Here is a 13,052-nt window from a genome sequence, read left to right as displayed (position 1 = left end):
CTTCCAGGACCCAGGTGTGGCCCGCGGGGGTGGGGGTGAACCAGGAGGCGTGCAGGGCGCGTTCGGCCGAGAACTCGCCGTCGGCCTCGTCGAGGAGGTCGAGCNCACCGGCGTGCAGCGCGGTGAGCAGGGCGGCGACGTCCGGTGGCTCNCCCGCNCGGTGGGCCGCGTGTTCGCGTAGGGCGCCGGTGGCGTGTGCGGTGGTGTTGCCGAGGGCGACGGTGACGTAGTCGGGGCGGTCGGAGGCCGGCATCGCGCCGCCNACGCGCTGCCAGCGCACGTCCGGGACGGTGCCGTGGCACAGGGTGCGGGCCGAGGCGGGCGCGGTGCCGCTCGCGACCCAGTTCAGGGCGGCCANGCGNGCNNNNAGGNCTCCGGTGAGGGGGTCGCTGGTGGGGTCGCTGTACCAGCCGGCGACGAGGTAGTTCAGGCGCCATTCGAGGGTGGGGTCGAGGTCGGTGAGGCGGTCGTGGATGGAGAACACGTCGGTGTTGTAGGGCTGGTACGCGGCGAACGTCGNCAGGCCGGGGCCNACNGCGGTGAGGAACATGCCGCCGGNCGGGGTCCCCGGCTCGGTCCAGCCGCCGGTNGCCAGNTCGATGCGGCGGCCGATGCGGGTGAGGCTGCCGTCGTGGGGGTGGAGGTAGGGGCTGGCGCCGTGTTCGGGGTCGAGGTGGTCGCTCTCGACGATCCAGCCGCTCTCGGTGCGGGTCTCTGGCCTGGTGGCGACGGCCTGGCGGACCACCAGCCATCGGTTGGGCACCGTGGGGAACTCCGGTCCGACCTCTCCCCCGTCCGCTTTCCCGGTGTCGTGCTCGGGGTCGGGGTCGGGTGTCTCGTCGATTCCGGCGGTGAGNGCTTCGGGGAGTTGCCAGTGCAGGTAGACGCCCTCGCGGTCGGGGTCGGCGTTGAAGCCCAGGTCGGTGTTCGAGAACGGGGGAGGCTCCGGGGACAGGTGCAGTCGGGTCAGCGCGTAGTTCGCCTGCCAGCGCTGGAACACCTCCGCTTGGCGCACCCGTGCGTTCACCGTCAGCGCCTCCACCCGCATGGGCACCACCAGTGGCTGCTCCGCCGCTGCGGCGATGGCGGGGCCGCCGGGGGTCGCGGCGGGGTTTCGGGGGTCGGTCACGGTGTGTCCCTGCCCGTCGTCGAGGTGGGCTGCGCTGTGTTGGCCGTGCGGGTGATGAGNTGGCGGCGTGGGGTGTTGACGAGTTGCACGGCCAGGCCCGCCGGTCCGAAGGCGGCGGCCGAGGGCTGCCCGAGGGCGGCCAATCGGGCGCCGAGCGCGCGCAGGAGTCCTGCGGGGTCCGTGGGGCGCAGGTCCAGGATCGCCGGACTGCCGGAGGGGTCGGGCCGCAGGTACGCGTCAAGTCCACTGGTGCCGGCGGGGGTGGGGAACGCCTCGCCGGGGATCCCTTGGGCGACAGGGGCGTCCAGGCGTCGCAGGCTGATGACCGGGATGCCGCCGGGGGCGGTGTCGATGCCGAAGGACAGGCCCTCGGGGGGTTCGGCGAGTTCGATCTCGTCGGGGACGTCGGCGAACAGGACGAGCAGGACGTCGGGCGGTGTCGATGCCGAAGGACAGGCCCTCGGGGGGTTCGGCGAGTTCGATCTCGTCGGGGACGTCGGCGAACAGGACGAGCAGGACGTCGGNNGCGAGCGTGTCCTGGCGCAGCACNCGGATCGGNNNGCGNGTCGGTTCGTGGCCGTGGTAGGGCCGTACGAGGAGTCCGGGGCATTCGTGGACGAGGGCGGAGCGGATCAGGACGCCGGCGCGGGGCGGGTCGGCGTTGCCGCCGTGGGCCCAGGGGGCGGCCATGTGGGTGATGTCGGTGTCGTTGTCGCCNGTGATGGCGATGCCCGCCGCCCCNGCGGCCAGGGCGGTGGGCCAGCCGGGGTCGACGTGGAACAGGCGCAACGACTCGGCGGGCAGCATCCGTTCGTCGGGGACCAGGTCGGCGAACGGCACACCGTGTAGCAGCCGTAGGCGGTCCAGCCAGGCGACGATCGGGGCGCCCTCGAGGGCGAGGAGGTCGGCGAGCGCGGTGCGCAACGCGGCCGGCGGGTCGGCGAGCAGGTTCGCCGCGCGGGCGGCCCGTCCTTGTCCGCGCCGGCCCGCGACCGCGCCTCGGCGCCGTGGCGCGGGTACCGGCGCGTTGCGGGCGTCGGCGGGGTGGGTGGCCGCGCGGAGCACCCGGGCGGCGGAGCCGTCCGCGACAAGGGCCTCCAGCAGCGTGCCGAAGGGGCGGTGGCCGAGCGCGCGGGCCTGCCGGGCCGCGAACGCGGCCGGCCCGGCCTCGGCCTTGGGGTCGGGGTCGGGGTTGGGGGCTGCTTCGGCTCGGGGTTGGAGGGTCGCGTCGGTGCCGGTGGCCGCTCGGGCCTCGGCGGCGGTGTCGTGCGGTGTGGGCGGCCGGGCGGCGTCCAGGCTGGGGGCTGCGAGGCGTTGGGCCATGGCGGCGGCGCGGGCGCGGGCCTTGGCGTGCCAGGCGGTGAGCATGGCGGTGAAGTCCGCGTCGGCCAGCGCCAGTGCGCGCCCGAGTGTCCAGGCGGCGGCGCGGCTGGTGTCGAAGATGCCCCATACCTGTTCGTAGGCCAGGAGTTGGGCGGCGCTGGTCCAGCCGTCCTCGGGGGTGGGGGGCAGGGGTTGGGCGGGTTCGGCGGTGAACGGGCCGCGGTACCAGGCGTAGGTGACCTCGCCGGTCTCCACGCGGTAGGGCAGCGGGAGGTGCCCGGAGGCCAGGCGGTCGTGGGCCGCGGTGTGGGCGGCGGGGTCGACGCCGGGCGGGGGTGTGGGCGGGGTCTGGGGCAGGCGCAGGAGGAGGTCGCGTTTGTTGTCGTTGTCGTCGCGGAGGAAGTTGCGGACGCGTCCGGGGAAGCCGCCGCCGGGGGCTGGGATGCTGGTGAACGCCCAGCTGTGGAGTGCGGCGAGGCGGATGCGCACGTGGGCGGTGAGGGTGCCGGCGTCGGCGTCGGCCAGGATCGATCGGCAGCCTTCGAGGGAGACCAGGTGGGCGCTGTATCGGGTCTCGATGGTGCGGTCGGGCAGGCGGGAAGCGACCACGACGGCGAACTCGCCCTCGGCGAGTTGTTCGCCACGCAGGCCCGGGTCGGGGCGCACATCGCGCACGTGCAGGAGGTGGCGCAGTTCGTCGGTGCGCGGAACGACGGTCTGGAAGATGTCACCGGGGATGTCGATCGTGGCGCAGGGCGCGTCGGGGTCGCCTTCGATCTGCTGGTGGCCGATGCCGGGGTGGCGGATGCCGGGGGCGTCGGTGAGGAGTTGCCGTGCGGTCATGGCGACGGTCGCAGCGTCCGCCCCGGGGTCGTCGGGCAGCTCGCCTTGGGCGAACAGCAGCAGGGCCAGCCACGGTGCGGTGGGCTCGGCGCGATCGGTTTCCGCGAGGTGGCGTTTCCAGGGCAAGAGAGGGTCGGTGAGGGTGACGTGGGCCAGGGTGGTGGAGAAGTCCGCGGCGGCATGCGGTGCGGGGTTGACCGCGTGGACCANTTCCGGGTCGAGGGCGAACTGTGGGGCGCGGATCTCGAAGTCCTCGTGGACGGGGTCCAGGTAGGTGCCGGTGTCCAGGTCGGTGACGGACTGGGTGGCGGTGATGCGGAACTTGCCGGCGGGTACGGCGGGTTCGCGGTTGTCCTGGAACCGCAGGACGAAGCCGGGATCCGCGAGCGGTGCGCGGTCGTCGAGCTGGTCCGTCATCGGGCGGTCCCTTCCGGGGCGGACGGCGTGAACGCGGTCCGGGTGGACGCGCCGGCCGTGAACAGGGTGAACAGGGCGGCGGAGGCGACCGTGCCGTCGGGCAGGTTCCACCGGTCGACGAGGTGTGGGCCCGTGTCGCCGATCTCGACGACGGCGATGGTGGTGTCGGCGCACACGAGGTACGCCTGGGCGGCGTCGGCGGAGAAGGCGATCGCCAGTGGCGTGGTGTCGAGCGCGAGCGTGCCGAGCGGGGTGGCGCCGTCCACGACCGACACGGACTCGGCGTGCAGGACCCAACGGCGGTTGCGCGGGTCCAGGGCCAGGGACAGGGGCGCCGTATCGAGTGGGACGTCGGAGACCAGGCGTGTGCTTCCGGGGGTGCCGTTCTGGACGGCGAACGTCGCCAGGTGCCCGGTGCCGTCGGTGAACGCGCGTGCCAGGACGGCTTGGTTGTTGGTGTCGACGAGCATGGCCTTCGCGGTTCCCTTCTTCGGGAAGCGGTAGGGCTCGTAGTACTTCGATGCCGGGGGGCGCGGGCGGACCTGGACGATCCCGTTGCCGCCCTGCTCGGAGCCGTATACGAACAGCACGTCCTGTCCCGGGACCGCCGACACCCGCAGGGGCGCCGCCGGTTCCGGGACGTGCCCGATGTAGATGCCGGTCTCGGTGTCGAACGCGGCGGTCTTGCCGGTGTTCGTCTCGACGGCGTAAAGGCGCCCGGACTCGGCGTCCACGGCCAGCGCGTCGATCCGGTTCATCTGGGATTCGTACGCGTCGGTGGTGACCGGTTCGCGGGCGCCGGTGAGGTCGATGGACACGGCGGTGGTGGACTGTGGCGCCGGGCGGGCGGCGACAAGTCGTGTCCCGTTGCGGTTGAGGGTCAGTACGTGGGGCCTTGCACCGAGGTCGGTGGTCAGTGGCGGGCCCGGGCGCAGGGTGGCGTTGTCGAGGACGTCGAGCCGGCTCGCCGAGGTGCCGGCGATGTACAGGCGGGTCCCGTCGGGTGTGGCGCAGGCGAGGTACGGGCCCGGTGCGAGTCCGCGGGCGCGCCCCAGGAGGGTGCCGGTGTCGGGATCGACGGCGAGTACCGAGGCGGTGGTGTCGTCCAGGACGAGTAGGGCCGACTCGGGCGGGGGCGGTGCGGTGTCGTGCGTGAGCAGGAGCGGGTCGGCGTCCAGGCCCACGGTCTCGGCCTGTTCGGCGTATGTGCCGAGGGTGCCGTTGGGAAGGTCGTCGTGCCCCAACAGGGCCCCGAGTGCGCCGTGCANGCGGGTGCGGGCGGCGGCCGAGGACAAGGTGGCGAGGCCGTCGGCAACCACGGCGACACCCGTGCCGGGCGGTGCCGGGACGCGGACCGGGGAGCCAGCGGGCGGGTCGGCGGGGTTCAGGGGGTTCGGGGCGTCCGGGTCGAGCGTCTCCCAGGCGAGGTCGCTCTCGGCGATCGGACCGAGGTCCTGCCCGTTGACCTGGTGCGGGGGCACGGTGATGTGCAGGCCGGTGAGGTGGGTGAGCATGGCCTCGTGGCCGGGCTTGAGCGCGTCCTCGGCCTTGACCGCCGGGTCGCCCCACACCGAGAACGGCACCCGCCCGTACTGCGGTTCGACGATCCACCGATCCAGGCCCGGGACTGCGCGCCACGCCGCGTGCCGGCCGGCGTCGGCNGGCTTGTATTCGACGCGCACGTGCAGGAGGCCGTCCAGGTTCGTCTTGCCCATCGGGCGGATGTCGACGCCCTTCTCGCCCACGTCGGGGCGGGTGTCGAAGCGGACGCGTTTGGTGGGCACGACGGTCGCGACCGCGAAGGAGAACGCGGCGGGGTCCACCAGCCACGGCTCCTCCCCCGCCTCCACCCGCGCCGCCCGCAGTTCCGGGTCGGCGTCGGCGTCGGAGAGCAGGCCGGTCAGCGCGGTCACCGTCAACGGGACCTGCTCCGGCAGCAGTTGCGCGGCGAACTGGGACCAGGTCAGCGGGGGTGGACTCGGGAGTTGTGCTCCGAAGCGCACGGTGACGGTGATGAACACGAACTTCGCGGTGACCGTGCCACCGGTCGGCGGCCCCCACAAGTCGAGCGACGCGCCCAACTCGCCGCGCAGCGTGAACAACAGTTTGACCTTGACGCCCACGCTGATCGAGATCCCCGCGCGGAAACTCAANGGGGCCCACTGGACGAGGATGTCGGCCTTCGCCGTCAACCACGCCTCCACGTTCCCCGACCGGTACCGCACATCCAGCATCCCGCCGGCCATCACCGCGTTCGGGGTGAGCGCGAAGTAGGACCCGCCGGTGATGCTCACCGNGCCCAGCGACCAGGAGAACCCCAACCGCGGCACCACCGGGAAATGCGCGGGCACCTTGTAGTCGGGGTGGTAGCCGCCGACGGTGACCACGAAATCCCCCGCGTACGCGCTNNNNCCNGACCACAGGTAGAACGCGAACCCGCCGGTGAGCACACACGCNGGNTCGATCACGNAGGAGTCGACGAGCTGCGCGGTGACCGCGAGTTCACCCCGCTTGGACTGGTACACCACCCGCAGGTCCACACCGATGCGGGCGTAGGCNGTNCCCGTNTNGGGGAAACGCGCGTTCGCCCGGCCGATCAACGCCAGGGTGAGGTCGCTCCCGGCCTCCAGGAGGAGGAGCACGCGGGTGCGGACGAACTCGAACGAGGTGAAGTCCAGGCCCCCGGCCAGCCAGATCTGACCCTGGGTCGGTTTCACCCACGGATTCTCGNCNCCNGTGAGCCGCGCCAGGACCTGCAGCGGGTCCGACGGGAAGTCCTCGTCGTCCAGGCCCGCCACCAGCGGGAAGGATCCGATCTCGTGCTGCTCNGGNACNCGCACNCTCGACTGGTAGCCGAAACCGAGGGCGAACCCGGTCACGTGGAACGGCGGAGGCCCCCCGAACGGGACCGACGCCCGCCCGAACACGAACAACGACACCTGCCCGTGCTGCGACTTCTGATAAGCACCGACCGCCAACACACTGAACTTCGGAGCCAACTCCACCGTCAACGAACCCTGGACCAACACCGGCCACTCGGGTGGGTTCGGGCGGCTGACCAGGGCGCCCGCGACGTGCAGCGGCGGGCGTTCGAAACCCACGCCCAACCCGTCCAGGCGGGTCTGGATCGGGAACGAGCCCTCACCGTTCAGATTGATGCCCAGGCCCAGGCCCGCCACGCCGATCGTCAACCCCGCGGCGGACAGGGACGCGTCGACCATCAGCCACACCGTGCCCTTGTCGTACGCCAAACCGATCCTGGCCACGTGCAACGGACCGAACGCGCGACCCACGTCCAACCACGCACCCGCACCGGTGCCACCCGCGGCAGCCGACATCGCGACCGGGGTGGAGGAGGCGCCCGGCTTCGCTGTGCCCAGTGACACGACGAGGGCGGCTACGGGAGCGCCCGGGAGCGCGTAGTCCACCGTCAGCAGCCCGCCGCGCCCCAGGCCCCCGCCCGGGTCGGTCGGGGTCGTCGGAGCGGCGGGGAACGGCGGCAGGTCCGCGGCCGTGACCACTTGGTTGAGCTGATCCAGCACAGGCTTGGTCAACGCCTCCGACGTCAGGACACCGCGCATCGCCACCAGGCGCAGATCCGCCGCCGGCGGGAGCGCTCCGCTCAGCAACGGCAGGTCCCCCAGGCCGGCGTCCACCGCGGTGTGGACCTGCAGACACCACACCAAACCCGCGGTCGGCTCCGGACGCACGGCGGCCGCCACCACGGTCACGGTCGCCAACCGGGCCCCGATCAGTGGCCCGGTCCTCGAGTCGTAGACCAGCGTCACCTCCCGCAACTCGGGCCGCAACGCCGGGGGAAGGAGTTCGTCGAGTTCCCGGGCGCCGGCCCACCCCAGGGCCTCACCCAGCACGGACAGGGTCAAGCCCGCTTCGTCCGCGGCCCAGGTGCCCCGAAACGCCCACGCGTTCTGCGGACCGCTCGTGCGCGAGACCTCCCCCAGGAACCAGATCCGAGACTCGTCCTCGCCCGTGCCGACCTTGAACCCGGCCTCGGCCGTCAGGGAGAACTCGCTGCCTGCGCCGCCTGTGCCGATGGTGACGCGGCGCAGGTACAGGAGCAGGTCGGTGGCCAGACCTCCGAAGGTCGTCGCCGCGGACACGGTGAACTGCCACTCCTCCGCCCCGGGGTCCTGCCAGATGTCGAGGGTGAGCCGGTACAGGACGAGTTCGCGCAGGCCTTCGGGAACGTCGACCGGCCCCCACTCCCGGGTGATCCAGGCGAGGACGTCGTCCATCGCGATGTCGGCCAGGCTGCCGCGCCGGTGACGGTGGCCGTCCTCCTCGAACCACACCGTCAGCACCAACTCGCCGTCCCCGATGGGGATCCGATCGTCGGACGCCTCGACGGCGGCCGGCTTCGGCACGTCCGGGGCGACAGCGCTGCCGGGGTGGGTGGCCAGGGCGAACTTGCCCGCAGTCGCGCCCGGCTTCCACTGCGCTGCCTTCAGATCCCACGGTTCGGTCGTTTCGGTGGCCTCGGCCATCTCCCGGTAGGCCTTCGCGAACGCGACCCCTTCCGCTTGCAAGCGGTCCGGGTCCGCGAGGTACTTCGTCAGGTGGCCGAACGTCTTCTTCCGGAAGGCGAAGCGTTCCGCTCCGACGACGGGCCCGCAGTACTCCTCGAGCTTGGATCCGGGGTCGTCGGAACGATTCTTGCCGTCGGGTCCGATGAACAGGTTCGCCGGGAGATACGCGAACAGGTCGAGGAGATCGTCGAGCCCGTCCGGGGTCGACGCGTCCGGGTCGTGGTGGTACTTCGACGCCGTGAACCCGGCGGCGAATTCCACGAAATCATCGTTCGGCTTCGTCATCCCCGGATAACCCGCGGGCGGCACGCGCTTGGCGGCGAGGACACGCACCAGATCCAGGAACGCCGTCGTCAACGGCGTGGGGGCGCCAGAGTCCTCGGGGAACTCCTTCTCGAGGACCGTGTTCCAGAACCCGCGCAGCGAGGCGTCGGGAATGACGTGATGACGGCTCAGCTCGATGCCACCGGGCTTGAGCTTGTCCAGATCAGCCGGGTCGCGTTTCTCGTCGACCAGCTTCCTCGTGTACGGCGGAGAACGCCGCCCCGAGTAGATGAGGTTCCATGCCGTTGTCCCGTTCACGGGTTCCCCTTCGCCGACACCACGCCACGACGCGCCCCAGCAACCGCGACACCGACGACCACTCGCCCCGACATCGCACCCATGAACCCGACCCCACCCACCGCGCCCCCGGGACCCCACGCCCCGACCCCTGGCACGTCCGGATCCTGACACGCCACCAACCAGGCGGGAACCCACCGAGCGAAGCTGACCGGAACTGTCCGACACATGACCGGATCAACGCNGCCCACCCGGGACGTTCACGCCGCCGGTTCGTCCGGACTCGGTCGGCTCGGGGTTCCGGCATCGGCAGTGCGCTCGAGTCCAGGGCAGACGATCAGCTGGACGATGACGAGTCCGGATCCACGGTGTCGGGGAGGTGATGGGCGGTGGGACAGCCGTTGGCGGGCCAAGCCGTCGTCGTCACCGGCACGGTGACCGGGGTCCTGGCGGAATTGTCCCGTAGCGAGATGAACGGACCCACCGAGCGGCCTGGCGGCCGGGCCGCATCCGGCGTCTCCGCCAAGACCACGCTCGTCGTCGCCCGACACAAGGCCGAGTCCAAACGCGCCAAGGCCGAGTCCCTGAACATCCCGATCCTCACGATGTCGGGGAGCGATTCGCGCAGGGCGCGGACCGGCATCTTGCGCACGGCCTCGGAGCCGGCGGCCGACACCTCACGCAGCGACAGTCCACCGCGCTTTCAACCAACGAGGTGGCGGGCACGTTACGACGCCGGCGACACACCACCGTCCGCAGGCTCGCCACGCGGGTGACCGTCGGTGCCCACGACACGCCTGCTAGCATTTGCTAGCATCGACTTATGGCGAAAACACAACTCAACGTGCGCCTGGACGAGGACGCGGCCGACGCCGCCCGCCAGGCCGCCGAGACCAGGCACATGACCCTGCAGCAATACATCGAACNACTGGTAGCCGAAACCGAGGGCGAACCCGGTCACGTGGAACGGCGGAGGCCCCCCGAACGGGACCGACGCCCGCCCGAACACGAACAACGACACCGCCCCGGTCTGCGACTTCTGGTAGGCGCCGACCGCCAACACACTGAACCTCGGGGCCAACTCCACCGTCAACGAACCCTGGACCAACACCGGCCACTCGGGTGGGTTCGGGCGGCTGACCAGGGCGCCCGCGACGTGCAGCGGTGGGCGTTCGAAGCCCACGCCCAACCCGTCCAAGCGGGTCCGCACCGGGAACGAGCCCTCGCCGTTCAGGTCGATGCCCAGGCCCAGTCCCGCCACGCCGATCGTCAACCCCGCGGCGGACAGGGACGCGTCGACCATCAGCCAGACGGTGCCCTTGGTGTAGGCCAAACCGATCCTGGCCACGTGCAACGGACCGAACGCGCGACCCACGTCCAGCCACGCGCCGGGGGCGGTGGAAGGCTGCGGGGGTGAGGAGGTTCGGGCGGGTTCCAGGGCCGGGGGCTTGCCCGGCGGGCGTGGGCCCGCGAGTTGGAACGACATCACCGATCGCGCGATGCCGGGGAGTGTGTAGTCGACCGCCAGCCACGTGCCCGCGCCCAGGCCGCCGGCGCCCGGCTCCAGCGCCGGCAGGGTCAGTTCGGACCCGGCCGCGACGATCGCCGCGTTCAGGCCCGCCCACAGCGGCGCGGGCACCGGGGCCGAGGTGTACAGGAGTCGGATTCCGTGCAGCATCAGATCCGCGGCGGGCGGGATCATGCCCTCGAGCAGCGGCAGCGACGACAATCCGGTCTCCGCGGCCACCACGACCTGCACGGCGGTGACCCGGCGGCCCTGCGGGTCCCGCCCGGACGCGACCACGACCCGGAGGGGGTCGACGGCGGCGGAGAACACGGTGCGGCCGCCCACCGAGTCGTACACGATCCCCAGCGACCGCAGCGCCGGCCGCAGTGCGGCCGGCCACACCTGCTCCGCCGCGTCGATGCCGTCCACACCGACCGCGGCCAGCAGCGCGAACAGGGGCACCGCCCGGTCCGTGGCGTTCCAGCGGGCGCTCCACGCCGTGCCCGTGCCGCCGTGATCCAGGTCCAGGGAACCGGCGAACGTGACACTCGGCTTCCCGCCGGCGTCCCTGGCGACCTGGGCGTCGAGGGTGAACGCGGCGCGGTTGCCCGCGTCGCCCAACGGAAGCGTCCCGGTGAGGGTCACCGACCCGGCCGGCTTGGAGTTCACCGCGACGTGGACCTCGGTCAGTTCCAGGCCCGCGAGGGAACCCGGCAACGGCACGCCGAACGTCGTGGCGAACCATCCGGCCGCCGCGTCCAGGCCGATGCCGTAGGCGCTCCCGGCGACGGCCCAGCCGTCGGGGCCCTTGCGGGCCTCCAGGATCAGCGGCACACCGTCCAGGTCGACCACCCCGGTCACGGCCACGTCCGTGGCCGCGCCACCGTGGGTCAACTGTAGCGACAACTGCTCGAGTTCGAGGCCGGGGGCGAACTCCCAGTTGGTGTCCAGCGCGAGCGCGAGGGTGTACACGCCGGATCGGGGCGCGCATCCCACCGCGAGACGACGCAGGGCGATACCTGCGGGCAGGCCGGTCCCCTCGAGTGAATCACCGATCAGGTCAGCGCCACCGGTCGGATTCGACACGGACGCGGTCAGGTAGACGTCGGGAAAGGTGGCCGCCGCCTCCAGGACATATCCGCCGTCGAGACGGCATCGCCCGGACAGTCCGCCCCGTAGCAGGGGAGCAGCCGCGAGTCCCCCACCGGGTGGCCCGGATTCGAGCGGCCCCGCGGCGGCCAGCCAGCCGGCGCCGCCCGGGGCGGGTGCGGGTGTGGCGGTCATCAGGTGCAGCCACAGGCGTAGTTCGTCCAGGGTCAGGACGCCCGGCAGAACCGCCCAGTCGGAGGTGTCCAGGCGCAGGTCGAGCGTGATCTCGCGGAAGCGTCCGGTTCGGGTGTCGAAGGCGCCGCCGATGCTGACCAGGGACAGCGAGGACAGGATGTCCTGGATCTCGTCCGGGAGCGCGGCATCCCCGAGAACCTCGGCGTCCACGAAGGGAAGCGCGGCCAGCGACGTCAGCGAGGCGAACGTGAGGCGGTCGGCGAAGTACCCGACCACGCGCCACACCCCGGTCAGTTCCTGCTGCGCCATCAGCAGGTGCTCGGCGCGGCCCGCTCCGGCGAATGCGAGGGCCGCCATCGCACCGGGCCACAGGACGCCCTCCTCGTTCGGCGCCGCCAGCAGCGCGAGCGCGGCGGAGGCGAACCCCAGGGCGGACAGGGAGCTCAGGTCGCAGGTGAGGTAGGGCAGATCGATCTGCCAGGTCGGCCACGTCGCGACGACCTCGACGCCGATGACGGCGAGACCGTCGTCGTCCGTCAGGAATCGTGCGATCGCCGGTACCCGCCCCGATTCGACGCCCGGCAGGGCGAGATCCCCCGAGACGCTGAGCCCGGCGCTGTCGCCGGTGGCTTCGGTGAAGTCCAGGTCACCGCCCAGGTAGTCGGTGAACAACGGTTCGGCGTCCGCGATATCCAGCGTCTCGGCCGACAGCACGAAATCCTTCGATGCCGAGTCAAGGATGCTCCTCAACTCGGAAACCGGCATACCCATACGGATGTTCCCCTTCGTCCGCCGGAATGTCAGGTCTGTGCCGGCGACGACCGGACGCCGGGCCGAGCCAGATACGTCTGTTCCGCCGGACCCCACCGAAAGACCGGGCCGGTGTTGCGCTTGGGCGGGGAAACCCTGTCCACCCACAGCGACTCCTCCGCGCCGGCGGCGTTCTCGCGGGTGCCGAAGCTGAACCACTCCCCGGCGTCCGCAGGCGTCTTTCCCTTACGGAACACCCAGAACTCCGGGTTGCGGCCGTCGGTGCTGCCGGCGCGGGGCCAGTAGGCGAGCAAGGTATTGCCGGTGTCCTTCTCCCACAATTGCAGGGCGTATTCCGTGCCGCCGGGGGTGGCGAACCCGCTGAGCGTCTGGATGCTGAGGACGGTGCGACGGATACCGACACGCACAGCCCCCGTACCGAGTCCGAGGAGGGTCCAGATGGGGGGTGCCTGGGTTCCTGGAGTGGCCCGATAGCAGAAATGGCTGGGGTCGGTCCACCAGAACACCGGGGCGGTGTCGCCGGCGGGCCGGCTCTGCGCCTTGACGCTGAATGTCGGCTTGTCCGCGTCCGGCGCACCATCCGCCTGGAGAGCCCACACCGCCACGTACTCGGGAAACGTACGCGTCTGCGCATAGGAGCGAAGCCAGAAATCCGGTTTCCGGCCCGGCG

General features: G+C 71.9%; 3 protein-coding genes. All 3 read right to left on the bottom strand.

The window, feature by feature from the left end; translation table 11 throughout:
- Window positions 1-3,708: 3,708 nt before the first annotated feature.
- A complete protein-coding gene (locus tag A3IC_RS62600; protein ID WP_425387359.1) occupies window positions 3,709-7,050 on the bottom strand; it encodes a DUF6603 domain-containing protein in 3,342 nt (1,113 codons plus the stop codon).
- Window positions 7,051-9,547: 2,497 nt separating this feature from the next.
- A complete protein-coding gene (locus tag A3IC_RS73615) occupies window positions 9,548-10,306 on the bottom strand; it encodes a DUF6603 domain-containing protein (protein ID WP_425387358.1) in 759 nt (252 codons plus the stop codon).
- Between the two features lie 2,105 nt (window positions 10,307-12,411).
- A partial coding sequence (locus A3IC_RS56310) for a hypothetical protein (protein ID WP_040877133.1) occupies window positions 12,412-13,052 on the bottom strand: 641 nt, incomplete at its 5' end.

It is taken from the genome of Embleya scabrispora DSM 41855, from assembly GCF_000372745.1.
GTDB lineage: Bacteria > Actinomycetota > Actinomycetes > Streptomycetales > Streptomycetaceae > Embleya > Embleya scabrispora.
The sequence above is the reverse complement of the archived record's forward strand: the minus strand, read 5'-3'. Positions and strand labels throughout refer to the sequence as shown.